Genomic DNA, 17,873 nt, shown 5'->3' with positions numbered 1-17,873 from the left:
GAGCTGCCGAAGGCTGCGATCTTTTGACCCAGGAGAGTTTGATGAGCTCAATCAAAGACCCCTGCATCAGTGTCTGCAAATTCACCGACGACATCTGCGTCGGCTGCGGTCGCAGCAAGCGCGAGATCAAGTCCTGGAAGAAGCTCGACAAGGCTGACAAACGCACGGTTCTGGCCGAAGCGGCGTTGCGCCTGATCAAACTCGGCGCCACCGGTCGGCGGAAACACAAGTAGTTATCCAATGTTCAGCTAGTCTCTGATGCGCAAAGACTGACATGAGCGTATGATTTGCGACCCTTCGGCGATCCCTTCGCCAAGTGCACAGATTGACATCGCTTCAGGACGCTCAATTGAGGGCAGCCTGAACAGACCACACCGGGAGGTGCCCAGATGAGTATCAAAGACCAGAAAGACGACCAGGAAATCGGCCCAGCAGGTGAAAAACTGCAGAAAGTCCTCGCCCGTATCGGCGTCGGCTCGCGCCGTGACGTAGAAGCCTGGATCAGTCACGGCCGGATCAAGGTCAATGGCAAAGACGCCACCCTTGGCCTGCGCGTCGACCTGCATGACGCCATCACCATCGATGGCAAGGTGATCAAGCGCGAAGAAGCCGCCGAGTCGGTACGCCGCGTGATCATGTACAACAAACCCGACGGTGAAATCTGCACCCGTGACGACCCTGAAGGCCGTCCGACCGTGTTCGACAAGATGCCGCGCCCGAAAGAAGGTCGCTGGATCAACATCGGTCGTCTGGACATCAACACCACCGGTCTGCTGATGTTCACCACCGACGGTGAGCTGGCCAACCGCCTGATGCACCCTTCCTACGAAATGGACCGTGAATACGCAGTCCGTGTGCGTGGCGAAGTCGATGACGAGATGATCGAGCGTCTGAAAGCCGGCGTTGTCCTTGAAGACGGCCCGGCCAAGTTCACCGACATCAAGCAAGCGCCCGGCGGCGAAGGTTTCAACCACTGGTATCACTGCGTGGTGATGGAAGGTCGCAACCGCGAGGTCCGTCGTCTGTGGGAATCCCAGGGTCTGGTTGTCAGCCGTCTGAAGCGCGTGCGTTTCGGTCCGGTGTTCCTCAACTCCGATTTGCCGATGGGCCGCTGGCGCGAAATGAGCCAGTACGAAGTCGACATTCTGAGTGCTGAAGTGGGCCTGACGCCGGTGGCCATGCCGCAAATGAACGCCAAGAGCAAAGACAAGCTTGAGCGTATGCAGCGCAAATCGTCGCGTCCGGTCGGCAAGACCGAGCGCGTGCGTACGCTGCGTCCAGCGGCAGGCGCTCCGGCCGCCGGCCCGCGTCCAGCGCGTGAGCCGCACCTCGAAGGCGAGCGTCCGTCGCGCAAGCCGGTTGCCCCGCGTGCCGATGGTGAGCGTGGTCCACGCACACCGCGTCCGGCCAACGGTCGCACCGAGCGTGGCGAAGGCCGCGGTGCACCGAGCGCTGGTCGCAGCGATCGTGGCGCTCCAGCCGGTCGCGGTACGCCAGTGGCGGATCGTCCTTCGGACACCAAACGCCCGGCCAAGCCGGCGCCAAAACGTCCGGGGATCAAGCTGGTGGAGGGTGACAAGCCATCGGGCAAGCGCCGTGGCGCGCCAGCCGGTTCGGGCCAGCGTCCGGGTTTCGGTCGTCGCAAACCTGAGTAATCGGTAAGCGGCACATAAAAAACGCCAGCCTTCGGGTTGGCGTTTTTTTTTGCCCAGGCTTTAGCTCTGCGGTGTTCCTATAGGCCGCTTCGCGGGCAAGCCCGCTCCCACAGGTTTGGGGTGACGTTCACATAATCTGTGTGCGACAAAAATTCCTGTGGGAGCGGGCTTGCCCGCGAAGGCGTCGATGGGTGCGCTGCCAAAGGCGGAATGGAAAACCAATTTTACGCCTCGTAAAGAAAACCTGACGATTTCTACCGATTGATCCCGTGAAACCAGTAACCCGCGATAACTGTAAGAAAATTCTTCCGCTGCACAAGCGTTAAGATCTCATTTCAGCCCTCTGTCCGCTTGTTTCACCACCCCATGCAAGGTGAGATGCGCCCCATGCCTGTCGTGCAGGTGCATAACAAAAAGGAGGCGCAATGTACGCCGTGAATCATCTTCCACTCTTTCCGAGCAACCGTTTCTCCAACGCTCTCGCCCAAGGCCCGCAAAGGCCTGACGCCTTTTATGCAGCCGCCCGACCCCCCCGAGGCGGACACGTGCAACCCCGGCAACCGACACGCTGATCCGGCGGTGTCTGGCAGCAGGGGGTTAGCGGTGTACAATGCGCCGCGTTTTACCTGTGACCTCCTGCGCAGCTGCGCAATCCTCAAGGTTATCCGCCTTGTTCACTCCGTCACGTCACGAGCGTGTCGGGTTCGATTTCGTCACAGATAAAAACAAACAGGTGACGCATGACCGTTGCAAATACGCTGAACGTGGGACCTTTTTCATGAGTGGACAAACCTCGCAATCAGGCGAGCTGAAACGCGGCCTGAAGAATCGTCATATTCAACTGATCGCCCTCGGTGGCGCGATTGGTACCGGCCTGTTTCTCGGCTCGGCCGGGGTGCTGAAATCCGCCGGTCCGTCGATGATCCTCGGCTACGCCATCTGCGGCTTCATTGCCTTCATGATCATGCGCCAGCTGGGTGAAATGATCGTCGAAGAGCCGGTGGCCGGCTCCTTCAGCCATTTTGCACACAAGTACTGGGGCGGTTTCGCCGGCTTCCTGTCAGGCTGGAACTGCTGGATTCTGTACATTCTGGTGGGCATGTCGGAGCTGACAGCGGTCGGCAAATACATCCACTACTGGGCGCCGGATATCCCGACCTGGGTCTCGGCCGCCGGATTCTTCGTGCTGATCAACCTGATCAACCTGGCTAACGTCAAGGTCTTCGGTGAAGCCGAGTTCTGGTTCGCGATCATCAAGGTGGTGGCCATCGTCGGCATGATTGCCCTGGGCAGCTATTTGCTGGTCAGCGGCAACGGCGGTCCCCAGGCCTCGGTGACAAACCTGTGGTCCCACGGCGGTTTCTTCCCGAACGGCGTCAGCGGTCTGGTGATGGCCATGGCGATCATCATGTTCAGCTTTGGCGGCCTGGAAATGCTCGGTTTCACCGCAGCCGAAGCCGACAAGCCGAAAACCGTGATCCCGAAAGCGATCAATCAGGTGATCTACCGGATCCTGATTTTCTACATCGGTGCGCTGGTCATTCTGCTGTCGCTGACGCCATGGGACAGCCTGCTGGCCACCCTGAACGCCTCCGGTGATTCCTACAGCGGCAGCCCGTTCGTGCAAGTGTTCTCGATGCTCGGCAGCAGCACCGCTGCGCACATCCTCAACTTCGTGGTACTGACCGCGGCGTTGTCGGTGTACAACAGCGGCACCTACTGCAACAGCCGCATGTTGTTGGGCATGGCTGAACAGGGCGATGCGCCGAAGGCGCTGGCGAAGATCGACAAGCGCGGCGTGCCGGTGCGTTCGATCCTGGCATCGGCGGCGGTGACATTGATCGCCGTGTTGCTCAACTACCTGATCCCGCAAAACGCGCTGGAACTGTTGATGTCGCTGGTGGTGGCCACGTTGGTGATCAACTGGGCGATGATCAGCTTCTCGCACTTCAAGTTCCGCCAGCACATGAACAAGACTCAACAGACGCCGCTGTTCAAAGCGTTTTGGTACCCGTACGGGAACTACATTTGCCTGGCGTTCGTGGCGTTTATCCTGGGTGTGATGCTGCTGATTCCCGGGATCCAGATCTCGGTGTATGCGATTCCGGTGTGGGTTGCGTTTATGTGGGTTTGTTATGGCATCAAGAACAAGCGCAGCGCGCAGCAGGCGTTGCACGCGGCAGTGAAATAACGCCGCGCGCGTAAACTACAAACCCGGCCAAGTGCCGGGTTTTGTTTTCAGTCTTTATGCAAAACCCTGTGGGAGCGTGGCTTTGTGGCGAGGGGATTTATCCCCTCACCACAGAGGCTCGCTCCCACAAGGTCCGCATTGCATCAATCTATTCGCGGTATCCTGCGCACTCTGAATTCGGACACTTTCCATGCTGGTGATTTCCAACAACGTGCATCTGCCGGATGCCGAGATCGAGTTGACGGCCATTCGCGCCCAGGGCGCCGGTGGGCAGAACGTCAATAAAGTCTCCAGCGCCATGCACCTGCGCTTCGACATTCCCGCGTCGTCCTTGCCGGAGTTCTACAAGGAGCGGCTGCTGGCGCTGCGCGACAGTCGCATCACCAGCGAAGGGGTGTTGATCATCAAGGCTCAACAATACCGCACGCAGGAGGCCAATCGCGCCGATGCACTGGAACGGCTGACCGAGTTGATCCTCAGCGCCACCAAAGTCGAAAAGAAACGTCGTCCGACCAAACCGACGCTGGGTTCAAAAAAGCGTCGGCTCGAATCCAAGACCAAGCGCGGCAGCATCAAGGCCGGGCGCGGCAAGGTCGATTTCTAACGCACGGTTCTTCCGTCACGGTGCTTTTCATTAAGGTGCTTTGGCGCTTGCCGGTACAGATACACGCTGAGCACCAAACCGCTTAAAGCGGCGAGGGCGGCGAACAGGAAGATCGAGGCAAAACCAAATCCCGCAGCAATCGCACCCGCCACTGGCCCGGTAATCCCCAGCGACAAATCAATGAACAACGAATAGGCGCCGACCGCCGCGCCACGGCTCGACGCTGGCACCAGATTCACCGCTTCGACGCCCAATGCCGGGAACACCAGCGAAAATCCGAACCCGCTCAACGCCGCACCCGCCAGTGCCCAATGGGCATCCGGCGCCAGCCACAGCAGCAACAGCCCCAGGGTTTCCACGGACAGGCAGGCGATCGCCACGCGAAAACCGCCGAGACGGTTGATCAGGTTGCCGAAAAGCAACCGCGCGCCGATGAAGCTCGCGCCGAACAGGCTCAGGCACAGCACCGCGTTGTCCCACTGTTGGGTGGCGTAATACAAGGTAATGAAGGTGGCGATGGTGCCGAAGCCGATCGAGCCCAGCGCCAGGCCACAACCGTGTGGCAGCACTCGACCCAGCACATGCATGAACGGCAGGCGCTCACCGGTCACAATCGGCGCCGCGGTTTTCGGCCAGGCCAGCGCAAGACCCAGCACGGCCAGCAACACGATGCTGACGCCCATGCTCCACAAACCCAATTGGCTGACCAGCAGCACGCCGAGCGGTGCGCCGATTGCCAGCGCGCCGTAACTGGCGATGCCGTTCCAGGAGATCACTTTGGCAGTGTTTGCCGCGCCGACCCGGCCGATGCCCCAGCCAATCGAACCGGAACCCACCAGGCTTTCCGCACTGCCGAGGACCAGCCGGCCGATCAGCAAGCTGATCAGGCTCAACATTGGCAAGCTCTGGGTCCAGGCTGAAATCAGCATGAACACACCGCTCAAGCCGCAACCGGCGAGACCATACATCACCGCCAGTTTGCTGCCCTTGTTGTCGATGATTTTGCCGGCGTAAGGCCGGCTGAGCAGGGTGGCCAGGTATTGCACGCTGATCACCAGCCCTGCGATGACCGCGCCAAAGCCGAGGTCGCTGTGGACGTAGCCCGGCAACACAGCCAGGGGAATGCCGATATTGAGGTAACCGATAAAGGTAAAGAGGACGATGGAAACGACTTGCAGCGTGACCGCCAGGGGGCGCTGGTTTTCAGACATGGGTAAAGATCCACGGGTATAGCAGGATAGATAGGCTGCTTATGATAGCGGCGCGAGCGGCCACGGGCGTGGAAAAGTAAAACTATTTGCCGGGCGGCGTGAAATCAGGGTTTGACGGGAGCGACCAGTTGCGTGGTGACCAGGGCGGCCAAGGCATTTTCTTCGGTGCCGAAACGGGCGAGCAGGGCAGCCTGTTTTTCGGGAGAAAGGCGATTCCAGATCTCGATCATTTTCTCGGCGGTGCCGATCAGGACGCTGGCCTGGCTCTCAGTGAATTCGTCGGTCATGGTGTGCAGCTCGAGGGTTCAGGCGGTGTGGAAAGCGCATGTTAGCGCTTTCCACACGGTCTGGCATTGCGGGTGTTTCAGTCTTCGCTGTCAGCCTGGCGGCGTTCAGTGGCTTCTTTCGGCTCGGGCTGTTGGGCGCCGGCTTGTTGCGGGGGTGTCTGCTCAGTTTCGTGCAGGCTTGGGAAGGGGAGATTAGGGATCTCGTGCATGTTCGCGCTCCTCGCAAAGTCTGTTGATAGATCTGGTAGATCCGCGCTTTTAAAAAGCTTGGGCAGGATACAGCAGGAGAAATGACAAATAGACTTTTATATCCATTTGTTTCGACGGATGGAGTTGTCTAGACAGGTCTGTGTAGGAGCTGGCGAAGCCTGCGATCTTTTGTTGCCATTGGAAGTCAAGATCAAAAGATCGCAGCCTGCGGCGGCTCCTACAGGGGGCTGTGTTACTTGCAGACTTTGGCGATGGCCTCGGCCAGCAAATCCAGGCGCGTCGCATCAATGCCCGCCACGTTTGCCCGGCCAGTGCCGACCATGTACACGCTGTGATGGTCACGCAGCTGTTTGACCTGCTCCGGCGTCAGCCCGGTGTAGGAGAACATTCCGCGCTGCTCACCAATGTGCGCAAAGCGCTCGCGCAACCCGTGGGGTTCCAGCGCTTCAACCAGACCACTGCGCAGTTGCGCGATGCGCAAGCGCATGGCTTCGACTTCGTCGGCCCAGAGGCTTTTCAGTTCCGGATCACCGAGGATTGTTGCTACGACCGCCGCACCATGATCCGGCGGAGTTGACCACAGATTACGTGCGATGTTGGCCAGTTGACTGCGGATATCCACCAGTTTGTCCGCAGTCTTCGCGCAGACAATCAGCGCGCCTGTGCGATCGCGATACAGGCCGAAATTTTTCGAGCATGAACTGGTGATCAACACTTCCGGCAGTTCAGCCGCGAACAGCCGGGTCGACCACGCGTCTTGTTCCAGGCCGTCGCCAAAGCCCTGATAAGCGAAGTCGATCAATGGCACCAGGTCGCGACTGCGCACCACGTCCAGCACACGGCGCCAGTCGTCATGGGACAGATCGAAACCGGTCGGGTTATGGCAGCATGCGTGCAACAACACCACGTCGCCCTTCGGCGCTTGATTGAGTACCGCCAGCATCGCGTCGACGTCAAGACGGTTATCGCTGCCGACATAAGGGTAGTGATTAACCTTGACCCCGGCCGTGGCGAAAATGGTTTCGTGAATCGGCCAGGTCGGGTTGCTCAGCCACACGCCACGGCCCGGCAGGCACTGTGCGATAAAGTCCGCGCTCAAGCGCAGCGCACCGGTGCCGCCCGGGGTCTGGGTGGCGCCGGCCCGTTGTTCGGCAATCAGCGCCGAATCGACACCGAGCACCAACTCATTGATGACTTTGCCGAACGCCGGTTCGCCGTGGCCGCCGATGTAGGTCTTGGTGGTCTGACGATCCACCAGGCGCTGCTCGGCGAGTTTCACGGCCTGGGGAATCGGCGTCAGGCCGAAGGCATCTTTGTAGACGCCGACGCCAAGGTCGAATTTGCGCGGGTTGGGGTCCTGCGCATAGGCCTCCATGAGGCCGAGAATCGGGTCGCCGGGTACTCGACCTATGGCGTCGAAATGCATTATTTGCGGCCCTCGGCGTCCTTGGCCACGTCGTCAGTGCGTGCGGCCATGATGAAATCGTTGCGGTGCAGGCCCTTGATGGAGTGGCTCCACCAGGTCACGGTGACTTTGCCCCATTCGGTCAACAGGCCCGGATGGTGACCTTCAGCCTCGGAGATTTCACCGACCGCGTTGGTGAACGCGAGTGCGTGCTTGAAATTCTTGAACAGGAAAACTTTTTCCAGCTGCATCACGCCGTCACGGACTTCGATATTCCAGTCAGGGATCTGCTTGATCAGTACCGGCAGCTCTTCATCGCTGACTTGCGGGGCGCCGGCCTGGCAGGCTTCACAGTGGGCTTGGTTCAATGTGGACATGATGTATTCCTGAAATCTGATAGTTGGAAAATCGGCCGTCAGCGTTCACACGCTAAACCAATGCGGCGGTTCCTGACAGGCTCACTTGATTCTAAAAGCTACGGCTCACGCGGCTTTCGGTGGAAATTTCGGTGCGCGCAACCCCAGCTGCATGCCTTGCTTGACCATGCCCATGATGTCTTCGTGGGCCAGGTCGAACAGGCGCTTGAGGTTCGGCAGGACAAAGTACAGCGGTTGCAGGATGTCGATGCGGTAAGGCGTGCGCATGCATTCCAGCGGATCGAACGCCTGATGCTCGGGTTCGTCCGACAGGCAGTAAACAGTTTCTTTCGGTGAGGACAGGATGCCGCCGCCGTAGATGCGCTGGCCCTCGGGCGTGTCCACCAGGCCGAACTCGATGGTCATCCAATACAGACGCGCCAGATAAACGCGTTCTTCCTTTGTAGCCTGTAGGCCGAGTTTGCCGTAGGTGTGGGTAAATTCCGCGAACCACGGGTTGGTCAGCAGTGGGCAATGGCCAAAGATCTCGTGGAAAATATCCGGCTCTTGCAGGTAGTCGAGCTCTTCACGGGTACGAATAAACGTCGCCACCGGAAACTGTTTATTCGCCAGCAATTCGAAAAAGGTCTGGAAGGGAATCAGTGCGGGTACCCGGGCAACTTGCCAGCCGGTGGTTTCGCCGAGGACTTTGTTGATTTCGCCGAGTTGCGGAATGCGGTCGTGGGGCAGACCGAGTTTTTCGATACCGTCCAGGTACTCCTGGCACGCACGCCCTTCGATCACTTTCAACTGGCGAGTGATCAGCGTGTTCCACACCGCGTGTTCCTCGGCGGGGTAGTCGATAAAACCTTGCGCATCGGGCTCGCGAGCCACGTAGTGCGTCTGCTTCATGCTGCTCTCCTGCTTGGGGATTTCGTTCTTGTTATGTGCTGCTATGGACCTAGAAATACCTCAAGGATTGCGGCGTTGCAGCAGGGGAGCGACGTGTCGCGTAGGAAAAATCGACGACTTTCGTAAAGTTTTCGTTACGTATTCGCCGTTATCACGCACCGCTTGGGATTTTCGGGTTTGAAAAGGCCCGCGGGTGTCACATAATCTTGACGACTATCTGAGCGTGTCAGCAAAAAATTACCCTGTGGGAGCGAGCCTGCTCGCGAAGCGGCGTGTCAGCCGACACTGATATGGCTGACACGCCGCCTTCGCGAGCAGGCTCGCTCCCACAGGGTTGAACTCTACTCACTGCTTTCCAGGCCTTTATATGCGTATCAAAGTCCACTGCCAAAACCGCATCGGCATTCTGCGCGACATTCTCAACCTGCTGGTCGAGTACGGCATCAACGTCGCTCGTGGCGAAGTCGGCGGTGAGCATGGCAACGCGATCTACCTGCATTGTCCGAACCTGATCAACATTCAGTTCCAGGCGTTGCGTCCGAAATTCGAGTCGATAGCCGGGGTCTTCGGCGTAAAGCGCGTAGGACTGATGCCCAGCGAGCGTCGGCACATGGAACTCAATGCCTTGCTCGGCGCCCTGGAGTTTCCAGTGTTGTCGATCGACATGGGCGGCTCAATCGTTGCGGCCAACCGCGCGGCGGCGCAGTTGCTCGGGGTGCGTGTCGATGAGGTGCCGGGGATTCCGTTGTCGCGCTATGCCGAGGATTTCGATTTGCCGGAATTGGTGCGCGCGAACAAATCGCGGATCAACGGCTTGCGCGTGAAGGTCAAGGGCGATGTCTTTCTCGCCGACATCGCGCCGCTGCAATCGGAGCACGACGACAGCGAGGCCATGGCCGGTGCGGTATTGACGCTGCACCGTGCGGATCGGGTCGGGGAGCGCATTTACAACGTGCGCAAACAGGAGCTGCGCGGGTTCGACAGTATCTTCCAGAGTTCGAAAGTGATGGCGGCGGTGGTGCGCGAAGCCCGGCGCATGGCGCCGCTGGATGCGCCGCTATTGATCGAAGGCGAAACCGGAACCGGCAAGGAGTTGTTGGCGCGGGCCTGTCACCTGGCCAGTCCGCGCGGGCAATCGCCGCTGATGGCGCTTAACTGCGCCGGTCTGCCGGAATCCATGGCCGAGACCGAGTTGTTCGGCTACGGGCCCGGCGCCTTCGAAGGTGCCCGCGCCGAAGGCAAGCTCGGGCTGTTGGAACTGACGGCGGGCGGAACGTTGTTTCTTGATGGCGTGGGGGAAATGAGCCCGCGCTTGCAGGTGAAATTGCTGCGCTTTTTGCAGGACGGTTGCTTCCGGCGTGTCGGCAGTGATGAAGAGGTTTATCTGGATGTGCGAGTGATCTGCGCAACGCAGGTCGACCTGTCGGAGTTGTGTGCCCGGGGTGAGTTTCGCCAGGATTTGTATCACCGTTTGAACGTGCTGTCTTTGCACATCCCGCCGCTGCGCGAATGCCTCGACGGTTTGACGCCGCTGGTGGAGCACTTCCTCGATCAGGCCAGTCGACAGATCGGTTGCCCCTTGCCGAAACTGGCACCGGCGGCCATGGACAGACTCAGCCATTACCATTGGCCGGGCAATGTCCGGCAGCTGGAAAACGTGTTGTTTCAGGCGGTGTCCCTGTGCGAGGGCGGGACGGTCAAGGCCGAACATATTCGCCTGCCGGACTATGGCGTGCGCCAGCCGCTTGGCGATTTTTCGCTGGAAGGCGGGCTGGATGCGATTGTCGGGCGCTTTGAGAAAGCGGTGCTCGAGCGTTTGTATTCCGAGCATCCGAGTAGCCGGCAGTTGGGCAAGCGGCTGGGGGTTTCGCATACCACCATTGCCAACAAGTTGCGTGAGTATGAGGTTGGTAAGGACAACAGCTGAAGATCAAGAGATCGCAGCCTGCGGCAGCTCCTACCTTGCAGCGGTGTATTTGTGCAGGAGCTGCCGCAGGCTGCGATCTTTGCCGCGAAGCGGCATAACACCGCCGGTTTTTCGTCTTCGACACAATCTTCCATTCCCCTCTGAACCCCTCAAGTCCTTTGTTTGCCGGGCCCCGCGCCGCCAGAAAAAAGTTGGTCTGCAAATTGCTTATGGCTCAGCAGTACAGCAGTGGGCGGCAAACGTCCGGCAGGCAGAGGAAAGAGTGTGGACAAGTACCTTTATGTGGCAATGACCGGCGCCAGCCAGAATGCACTGGCGCAGAAGGCTCACGCGAACAACCTGGCGAACATCTCCACCAACGGTTTCCAGAAAGACCTGGAGCAGGCGCGCTCGATGCCGGTGTTCGGTGACAGCTTTCCGGCGCGTGCGTTTGCCATGTCCGAGCGTCCCGCCACTGACTTCTCCGCAGGTTCACTGGTGCAGACCGGTCGCGACCTCGATGTCGCGGTGCAGGGCAACGGCTGGCTCGCCGTGCAGAATCCCGATGGCGGCGAAAGCTACGTGCGCACCGGCAGCCTGAACATTGACGCCCTGGGCGTGTTGCGCGCCGGCAACGGCATGCCGGTGATGGGCAATGGTGGGCCGATTTCGGTGCCGCCCGAGCAGCAGATCGAGATTGGCGAAGACGGCACCGTGAGCATCCGGGCGATGGGCGAAGGCCCGCGCGTGATGGCGGAAGTCGATCGCATCAAACTGGTCAACCCTGACTTCAAGAACATGACCAAAGGCCTGGACGGTTCGATCCACACCAAGGACGGCCAGCCGGCGCAAGCCGATGCCAACGTCAAACTGGTGTCCGGTTTCCTCGAGTCGAGCAACGTCAATGCCGTGGAAGAGATGACCTCGGTACTGGCGCTGGCCAAGCAGTTCGAACTGCACATCAAGATGATGAACACCGCAAAAGACGATGACCAGGCCATGGCTCGGGTCTTGCAGATCAGCTAATTATCAGAACGTCGCGCCGTAAAACAGGCGCACGAGGAGAATCGAATGCTTCCGGCTCTATGGGTTGCCAAAACAGGTCTGTCCGCCCAGGACACCAACCTGACGACCATTTCCAACAACCTGGCCAACGTGTCGACCACGGGTTTCAAACGTGACCGCGCCGAGTTCCAGGACTTGCTCTATCAGATCAAACGCCAGCCAGGCGCCCAGTCGACCCAGGACAGCGAATTGCCGTCGGGCCTGCAACTGGGTACCGGTGTGCGCATCGTCGGCACCCAGAAAAACTTCAACGCCGGCAGTCTGCAAACCACCGAGCAACCTTTGGACATGGCCATCGACGGTCGCGGCTTCTTCCAGATTCTGCAACCGGACGGCACCACGTCCTACACCCGTGACGGTACGTTCCACCTCGACTCCAACGGTCAGATCGTCAACTCCAGCGGCTTCGCGCTGGAGCCTGCGATTGTCATTCCCAACGACGCCCAGACCTTCACGGTCGGTCGCGACGGCACCGTGTCCATCACCATCGCCGGCAACCCGGCCGCCCAGGTGATCGGCAACCTGCAAACCGCCGACTTCATCAACCCGGCAGGCTTGCAGGCCGTGGGTAACAACCTGTTCCTGGAAACCGCCGCGAGTGGCGCGCCGCAAGTCGGCACGCCTGGCCTGGCCGGTTTCGGCACCACGCTGCAGAACACCCTGGAAACGTCCAACGTCAGCACCGTTGAAGAGATGGTCAACATGATCACCACTCAGCGCGCCTACGAGATGAACTCCAAGGTGATCTCCACCGCCGACCAGATGCTCTCGTTCGTAACGCAGAATCTGTAATCAAGTCTATGAGGCGGCCATGAGGTCGCCTGCAACACCGTGAGGTAGGGTCATGAATCGCTTTGTATCTGTTCTGGCACTGAGTGGGATCACCGCGCTCGCGGGCTGTGTCGCCCCGCCGCCCAAGCCGAATGACCCTTACTACGCACCGGTGTTGCCGCGTACGCCGTTGCCGGCTGCCGCGAATAACGGCTCGATCTATCAGGCCGGTTTTGAACAGAACCTGTACAGCGACCGCAAGGCGTTCCGGGTCGGTGACATCATCACCATCACCCTGAACGAGCGCACCCAGGCGAGCAAGAACGCCAACTCGCAGATCGGCAAGAACAGCAAGACCGACATCGGCCTGAGCTCGTTCTTCGGCGGCGGCTTGAGCACCAGTGATCCGGTGGGCAGCGGTAGTCTGAGTCTGGACGTGGGTTACGAAGGCGACCGCGCCACCAAGGGCGACAGCAAGTCCGGTCAGAGCAACAGCCTGACCGGCTCGATCACCGTGACCGTGGCTGATGTACTGCCCAACGGCATCATCGCCGTACGCGGCGAGAAGTGGCTGACCCTCAATACCGGCGATGAGCTGGTACGGATTGCCGGTCTGGTTCGCGCCGATGACATCTCCACCGACAACACCGTTTCGTCGACCCGCGTCGCCGATGCACGCATTACCTACTCGGGCACCGGTGCGTTTGCCGATGCGAGTCAGCCAGGCTGGTTCGACCGTTTCTTCCTCAGCCCGCTGTTCCCTTTCTAGGTGGCCACGTTGACTTTCAAACACCTGATGGTGGCTGCGTTTTTGCTGTCTGCGGCCTTCAGCGCTCAAGCCGAGCGGCTGAAGGATATCGCCAGCATCTCCGGCGTGCGGTCCAACCAATTGATCGGTTATGGCCTGGTGGTCGGGCTTAACGGCACCGGTGACCAGACGACGCAAACCCCGTTCACCCTGCAGACGTTCAACAACATGCTCTCGCAGTTCGGCATCAAGGTGCCGGCGGGTTCCGGCAACGTGCAGTTGAAGAACGTGGCGGCGGTGTCGATCAGTGCCGATTTGCCGGCCTTCGCCAAACCCGGTCAGCAGGTCGACATCACCGTGTCCTCCATCGGTAACTCCAAGAGCCTGCGCGGCGGCACCTTGCTGCTGACGCCGCTCAAGGGGATCGACGGCAATGTGTACGCGGTCGCTCAGGGCAACCTGGTGGTCGGCGGTTTTGATGCGGAAGGCCGTGACGGCTCGAAGATCACTGTCAACGTTCCGTCGGCCGGTCGCATCCCCGGCGGTGCGTCGGTGGAGCGCTCGGTACCGAGCGGTTTCAATCAGGGCAACAGCCTGACGCTGAACCTCAACCGTTCCGACTTCACCACCGCCAAGCGCATCGTCGACAAGATCAACGACCTGCTCGGCCCTGGCGTGGCCCAGGCCATCGATGGCGGTTCCATTCGCGTCAGTGCGCCACTGGATCCGAGCCAGCGCGTCGACTACCTGTCGATCCTGGAAAACCTTGAAGTCGATCCGGGTCAGGCAGTGGCGAAAGTCATCATCAACTCGCGCACCGGCACCATCGTGATCGGCCAGAACGTCAAGGTGTCCCCGGCCGCCGTGACCCACGGCAGCCTGACCGTGACCATCACCGAAGACCCGATCGTCAGCCAGCCCGGCCCTCTGTCCAATGGTCAGACCGCCGTCGTGCCGCGCTCGCGAGTCAACGCGCAACAGGAAGCCAAGCCGATGTTCAAGTTCGGCCCGGGCACCACCCTCGACGAGATCGTGCGGGCGGTGAACCAGGTCGGCGCGGCGCCGGGTGACTTGATGGCGATCCTTGAAGCCTTGAAACAGGCCGGCGCGTTGCAAGCCGACTTGATCGTGATCTGAGGACGACGACCATGGAGATGCGCAAGGGTGGCCTGGGTGTCGGCAGCAGCGATTCGGGTTCGTATTCGGACCTGAACCGGCTGAACCAGCTCAAGGTCGGCGACAAGGACAGTGACGCCAACATGCGCAAAGTGGCGCAGGAATTCGAGTCGCTGTTTCTCGGTGAAATGCTCAAGTCCATGCGCAAGGCCACCGATTCCCTGGGCGAGGACAATCCGCTCAACACGCCGGCCGCCAAGCAGTATCAGGAAATGTACGATCAGCAGTTGGCCGTTTCCATGTCCCGCGAGGGCGGTGGTATTGGTCTGGCGGACGTGCTGATGCGCCAGATGTCGAAAAACAAACCACTGGCGCCGGGCGAAGCGGCAACGTTGTCGGCGGCCAAGCAGGAAGCGGCCAAAGCGGCGGCGCAGACGCCAGTGGCGGCGGGCACGGTCGGGACCGACGGGCCGCTGTCGCGGGTCAATGGTCAGCGCCCGTTGTGGGCCTCGCGTTCGATCCATGCGCCGCAAGGGGCAGGTGAGGGCGCGCACCGCAATGACATGGCGCTGATCAATCAGCGGCGGCTGGCATTGCCACCAAAACTGGCGGATCGCTTGCTGGCAGGCCTGGTGCCTTCGGCGACGACCCCGGCTGCGGCGACCGTCGCGACGATCAACAAGACTCGATTGCCAGAGCGCGTTACCACGCAGACCGGTGCGGGGCCGTTGTTCAATGGCGACTGGCTGGCGAATGCCCAGGCGGCATCGAACGGCAGCCTGCAGATTCAGGGGCGTGCGATTGCGCAAATTCCCTTGGCGCCGGCGAAGAAAGCGTTCAGTTCCGCCGACGAATTCGTCAACACCATGCTGCCGATGGCCAAAGAAGCCGCCGAGCGCATTGGTGTCGATCCGCGCTACCTCGTGGCTCAGGCTGCGCTGGAAACCGGTTGGGGCAAATCGGTCATGCGCCAGCAAGACGGCAGCAGCAGCCACAACCTGTTCGGCATCAAGGCCAGCAGCAATTGGCAGGGTAATTCGGCACGGGCGATCACCAGCGAATTCAGGAATGGCGCGATGGTCAAGGAGACGGCCGAGTTCCGTTCCTACGACTCGTACAAGGACAGCTTTCATGACCTTGTGACGCTGCTGCAATCGAACAATCGCTATCAAGATGTTCTGAAGTCGGCCGATAACCCAGAACAGTTTGTACGCGAGTTGCAGAAGGCCGGTTACGCAACCGACCCGGACTACGCAAGCAAGATTTCGCAGATAGCCAAGCAGATGACGAGTTACCAGAACTACGCTGCGGCGGGCGTTTCCACCACGCCTTTATAGGCACCAGGATTAAGGTCTGAACCATGAGTTTGCTCAATATCGGGATGTCGGGTCTGCAAGCGGGTCAATCCTCGTTGATGACCACCGGTAACAACATTGCCAACGTCGACACGGCCGGTTACTCGCGCCAGCAAACAGTGCAGGGCACCAAGGCCTCGCAGCAGTTCGGCAATGTGTTTATCGGCACCGGCACCACGCTGGCCGATGTGCGTCGGGTGTACAACAGCTACCTCGATGCGCAGTTGCAAACCACCACGTCGCTCAACAGTGATTCGGCGGCCTACCTGAATCAGGTCACGCCGCTGGACAAGCTGCTTTCCGATACGGGCACCGGCCTGAACGGCGCGCTGACCAAGTTTTTCGCCTCGGTGCAAAACGTCAACGCCAAGCCGGGTGACGACGCGTCCCGCCAGTTGCTGCTCAGCGATGCGCAGGCCTTGAGCAACCGTTTCAATTCGATCTCCACGCAGCTGACGCAACAGAATGCCAACATCAACGGCAACCTGACGAACATGGCGGACCAGATCAATAAACTGGCTGCTACCGTCGCGCAGTTGAACCAGCGGATCTCCGAGGTTTCCAGCTCCGGCGGCATGCCGAACGAGCTGCTCGATGCGCGCAATGAAACCGTGCGCCAACTGTCGACCTTCACCGGTGCGCAAGTGGTGGAGCGTGAAGGCAGCCTCGATATTTACCTGGGCAGCGGTCAGCCGCTGGTCATGGGCAACAGCGCCAGCAAGCTTGAAGTGGTACCGGGCAAAGACGATCCGGGTCGCTTGTCGCTGCAACTCAACCGCGGTTCGAGCACCATCGACATCACCTCGATCATGACCGGTGGCGAGATCGGTGGTCTGCTGCGTTATCGCAGCACCGTGCTCGATCCGGCCATGAACGAACTGGGTCGCGTGGCGCTGGTCGTCGCCGATCAGATGAACAGCCTTCAGGCCCAGGGCATCGACAAGAACGGCGCGTTCGGTTCGAACCTGTTCAACAGCATCAATTCGTTGGCACAGATTTCCCAGCGCAGCGTGGCCAGTACCAGCAACGTCGGCACCGGCAACTTTGATGTGAGCATCAAGGACACCGGCAAGCTGACCATCAACGATTACAAGATCACGTTCACTACCGCCACCGATTACACCATTCAGCGCCTGCCGGACAACACGCCTCTGGGCACTTACAGCACTACGCCGCCGGCAACGGCTCCGGTCATCGACGGCGTCGAGATGAAGTTCAATGCAGTCAGCGCCACGCCCGGTGACAGCTTCAGGATCACCCCGACCCGCAACGCGGCGGCCAATATCAAGACCGAGATGACCGACTCCAAGCGTCTGGCCATCGCGGCACCGCTGGGCGCGGCCATTGCAGCGAGCGGCAGCGGCAACGGCACCCTGACGATTCCGGCCAGCGGTCAACCGACCCTGACCACCAAATTCGACATCTACGACGCGGCCACCACCACCGCGATGCAGAACGGCCTGAAAAACTCCACGCCGGCCAAGGTTGTGTTTGGGGCGGTGTCCGCCGACGGCGCCAGCCAGACCTACCAGTTTCTCGATGCCAAGGGTGGGGTGATCAGCAGCGGCACGATCAAGCCGGGTGAGAGCAACACCCTGAACCTGAACATTCCTCTCCAGGATGCGACGGGTGCGCCGATCCCGCCGCCGCCCGCCACTCAGTACACCGCGGCCTTCAGCATGACCATCGCCGGCGCGCCAAGCAGCGGCGCCGGGATCAACGTGACGCTCAGCCAGCCGGGCAGCCTGGACAACCGCAACGGCACCGCACTGGCCGACTTGCAGACCGCGCAGACCGTGGACACCGGTTCCGCCAGCAAGGGCATTTCCCTGAACGACGCTTACGGCAAACTGGTCGAGGGCGTGGGTTCCAAGGCGGCACAGGGCAAGCTCGACAGCGCGGCCACCGGGGCCATCCTGGCGAATGCCAAGGGTGCGCGCGACTCGCTTTCGGGTGTCGACCTCGATGAGGAAACCGGCAACCTGGTCAAGTATCAGCAGTACTACACCGCGTCTTCGCAGATCATCAAGGCTGCGCAGGCAATTTTCAGCACACTGATCAACAGTCTTTAAGGAGTCGTA

The 17,873-nt window shown here is 60.2% G+C and carries 17 protein-coding genes; 11 read left to right on the top strand and 6 right to left on the bottom strand.

What is annotated here, in order from left to right; genetic code table 11:
• The first annotated feature begins 41 nt into the window (after window positions 1-41).
• The 4 genes from F8N62_RS19510 (at window position 42) to arfB (ending at window position 4,450) form a co-directional block, all read left to right on the top strand.
• On the top strand, window positions 42-233 hold the full coding sequence (locus F8N62_RS19510; protein ID WP_150712205.1) for a DUF1289 domain-containing protein: 192 nt from the start codon (window positions 42-44) through the stop codon (window positions 231-233).
• A 156-nt stretch (window positions 234-389) separates the two neighbouring features.
• Window positions 390-1,655, top strand: coding sequence for a 23S rRNA pseudouridine(2605) synthase RluB (rluB, locus tag F8N62_RS19505; protein ID WP_150712204.1), 1,266 nt, complete (start codon window positions 390-392; stop codon window positions 1,653-1,655).
• 778 nt (window positions 1,656-2,433) lie between these two features.
• Window positions 2,434-3,846 (top strand): amino acid permease, encoded by a 1,413-nt coding sequence (locus tag F8N62_RS19500; protein WP_150712203.1) that lies wholly within the window; start codon window positions 2,434-2,436, stop codon window positions 3,844-3,846.
• 190 nt (window positions 3,847-4,036) lie between these two features.
• Window positions 4,037-4,450 carry an alternative ribosome rescue aminoacyl-tRNA hydrolase ArfB gene (gene arfB / locus F8N62_RS19495; protein ID WP_007902485.1) on the top strand — a complete coding sequence of 138 codons (414 nt, stop codon included), beginning with the start codon at window positions 4,037-4,039 and terminating at the stop codon, window positions 4,448-4,450.
• On the opposite strand, the gene F8N62_RS19490 is transcribed toward arfB, so the two are convergent.
• The 6 genes from F8N62_RS19490 to phhA all read right to left on the bottom strand — a co-directional run bounded on the left by F8N62_RS19490 (window position 4,447) and on the right by phhA (window position 8,831).
• Entirely contained in the window at window positions 4,447-5,661 is a 1,215-nt protein-coding gene (locus F8N62_RS19490) for an MFS transporter (protein WP_150712202.1), read from the bottom strand. The two genes, arfB and F8N62_RS19490, sit on opposite strands and share 4 nt — an antisense overlap.
• Before the next feature lie 104 nt (window positions 5,662-5,765).
• Entirely contained in the window at window positions 5,766-5,948 is a 183-nt protein-coding gene (locus F8N62_RS19485) for a hypothetical protein (protein ID WP_150712201.1), read from the bottom strand.
• A 77-nt stretch (window positions 5,949-6,025) separates the two neighbouring features.
• Complete coding sequence (locus tag F8N62_RS32075; RefSeq protein ID WP_263597223.1) at window positions 6,026-6,157, bottom strand: hypothetical protein; 132 nt, start codon at window positions 6,155-6,157, stop codon at window positions 6,026-6,028.
• A 233-nt stretch (window positions 6,158-6,390) separates the two neighbouring features.
• Window positions 6,391-7,584, bottom strand: coding sequence for an amino acid aminotransferase (locus F8N62_RS19480; RefSeq protein WP_150712200.1), 1,194 nt, complete (start codon window positions 7,582-7,584; stop codon window positions 6,391-6,393).
• The gene (locus F8N62_RS19475; RefSeq protein WP_150712199.1) at window positions 7,584-7,940 is read right to left on the bottom strand and encodes a 4a-hydroxytetrahydrobiopterin dehydratase; all 357 of its coding nucleotides are present in this window, start codon (window positions 7,938-7,940) and stop codon (window positions 7,584-7,586) included. The genes F8N62_RS19480 and F8N62_RS19475 overlap by 1 nt, the downstream gene beginning before the upstream one ends.
• Before the next feature lie 105 nt (window positions 7,941-8,045).
• Window positions 8,046-8,831: a phenylalanine 4-monooxygenase gene (gene phhA / locus F8N62_RS19470; RefSeq protein ID WP_150712198.1), complete on the bottom strand. Its 786-nt coding sequence runs from the start codon at window positions 8,829-8,831 to the stop codon at window positions 8,046-8,048.
• A 367-nt stretch (window positions 8,832-9,198) separates the two neighbouring features.
• Here phhA and F8N62_RS19465 point away from each other — a divergent pair, with 367 nt between their 5' ends.
• From F8N62_RS19465 to flgK, 7 genes are all read left to right on the top strand, one after another.
• A complete protein-coding gene (locus tag F8N62_RS19465; RefSeq protein ID WP_150712197.1) occupies window positions 9,199-10,758 on the top strand; it encodes a sigma-54-dependent transcriptional regulator in 1,560 nt (519 codons plus the stop codon).
• Window positions 10,759-11,022: 264 nt separating this feature from the next.
• The gene (locus F8N62_RS19460; RefSeq protein WP_150712196.1) at window positions 11,023-11,763 is read left to right on the top strand and encodes a flagellar basal body rod protein FlgF; all 741 of its coding nucleotides are present in this window, start codon (window positions 11,023-11,025) and stop codon (window positions 11,761-11,763) included.
• Window positions 11,764-11,808: 45 nt separating this feature from the next.
• Complete coding sequence (gene flgG, locus F8N62_RS19455; protein WP_150712195.1) at window positions 11,809-12,594, top strand: flagellar basal-body rod protein FlgG; 786 nt, start codon at window positions 11,809-11,811, stop codon at window positions 12,592-12,594.
• A 52-nt stretch (window positions 12,595-12,646) separates the two neighbouring features.
• The gene (gene flgH / locus F8N62_RS19450; protein ID WP_150712194.1) at window positions 12,647-13,342 is read left to right on the top strand and encodes a flagellar basal body L-ring protein FlgH; all 696 of its coding nucleotides are present in this window, start codon (window positions 12,647-12,649) and stop codon (window positions 13,340-13,342) included.
• A gap of 27 nt (window positions 13,343-13,369) precedes the next feature.
• Window positions 13,370-14,458 carry a flagellar basal body P-ring protein FlgI gene (locus F8N62_RS19445; protein WP_150712213.1) on the top strand — a complete coding sequence of 363 codons (1,089 nt, stop codon included), beginning with the start codon at window positions 13,370-13,372 and terminating at the stop codon, window positions 14,456-14,458.
• Window positions 14,459-14,469: 11 nt separating this feature from the next.
• A complete protein-coding gene (gene flgJ, locus F8N62_RS19440) occupies window positions 14,470-15,774 on the top strand; it encodes a flagellar assembly peptidoglycan hydrolase FlgJ (RefSeq protein WP_150712193.1) in 1,305 nt (434 codons plus the stop codon).
• A 23-nt stretch (window positions 15,775-15,797) separates the two neighbouring features.
• On the top strand, window positions 15,798-17,864 hold the full coding sequence (gene flgK / locus F8N62_RS19435) for a flagellar hook-associated protein FlgK (RefSeq protein ID WP_150712192.1): 2,067 nt from the start codon (window positions 15,798-15,800) through the stop codon (window positions 17,862-17,864).
• The last annotated feature ends 9 nt before the right edge of the window (window positions 17,865-17,873 follow it).

This window comes from Pseudomonas fluorescens, assembly GCF_902497785.1.
GTDB classification, from domain to species: domain Bacteria; phylum Pseudomonadota; class Gammaproteobacteria; order Pseudomonadales; family Pseudomonadaceae; genus Aquipseudomonas; species Aquipseudomonas fluorescens_BO.
This window is presented reverse-complemented; position numbering and strand designations above follow the sequence as displayed.

Coding starts and splice junctions, on each gene's coding strand:
- F8N62_RS32075 (WP_263597223.1), bottom strand. CDS start 6,157: ATGCACGAGATCCCTAATCTCCCCTTCCCAAGCCTGCACGAAACTGAG.
- flgK (WP_150712192.1), top strand. CDS start 15,798: ATGAGTTTGCTCAATATCGGGATGTCGGGTCTGCAAGCGGGTCAATCC.
- flgG (WP_150712195.1), top strand. CDS start 11,809: ATGCTTCCGGCTCTATGGGTTGCCAAAACAGGTCTGTCCGCCCAGGAC.
- rluB (WP_150712204.1), top strand. CDS start 390: ATGAGTATCAAAGACCAGAAAGACGACCAGGAAATCGGCCCAGCAGGT.
- phhA (WP_150712198.1), bottom strand. CDS start 8,831: ATGAAGCAGACGCACTACGTGGCTCGCGAGCCCGATGCGCAAGGTTTT.
- F8N62_RS19445 (WP_150712213.1), top strand. CDS start 13,370: ATGGTGGCTGCGTTTTTGCTGTCTGCGGCCTTCAGCGCTCAAGCCGAG.
- flgJ (WP_150712193.1), top strand. CDS start 14,470: ATGGAGATGCGCAAGGGTGGCCTGGGTGTCGGCAGCAGCGATTCGGGT.
- arfB (WP_007902485.1), top strand. CDS start 4,037: ATGCTGGTGATTTCCAACAACGTGCATCTGCCGGATGCCGAGATCGAG.
- F8N62_RS19510 (WP_150712205.1), top strand. CDS start 42: ATGAGCTCAATCAAAGACCCCTGCATCAGTGTCTGCAAATTCACCGAC.
- flgH (WP_150712194.1), top strand. CDS start 12,647: ATGAATCGCTTTGTATCTGTTCTGGCACTGAGTGGGATCACCGCGCTC.
- F8N62_RS19500 (WP_150712203.1), top strand. CDS start 2,434: ATGAGTGGACAAACCTCGCAATCAGGCGAGCTGAAACGCGGCCTGAAG.
- F8N62_RS19490 (WP_150712202.1), bottom strand. CDS start 5,661: ATGTCTGAAAACCAGCGCCCCCTGGCGGTCACGCTGCAAGTCGTTTCC.
- F8N62_RS19465 (WP_150712197.1), top strand. CDS start 9,199: ATGCGTATCAAAGTCCACTGCCAAAACCGCATCGGCATTCTGCGCGAC.
- F8N62_RS19480 (WP_150712200.1), bottom strand. CDS start 7,584: ATGCATTTCGACGCCATAGGTCGAGTACCCGGCGACCCGATTCTCGGC.
- F8N62_RS19475 (WP_150712199.1), bottom strand. CDS start 7,940: ATGTCCACATTGAACCAAGCCCACTGTGAAGCCTGCCAGGCCGGCGCC.
- F8N62_RS19485 (WP_150712201.1), bottom strand. CDS start 5,948: ATGACCGACGAATTCACTGAGAGCCAGGCCAGCGTCCTGATCGGCACC.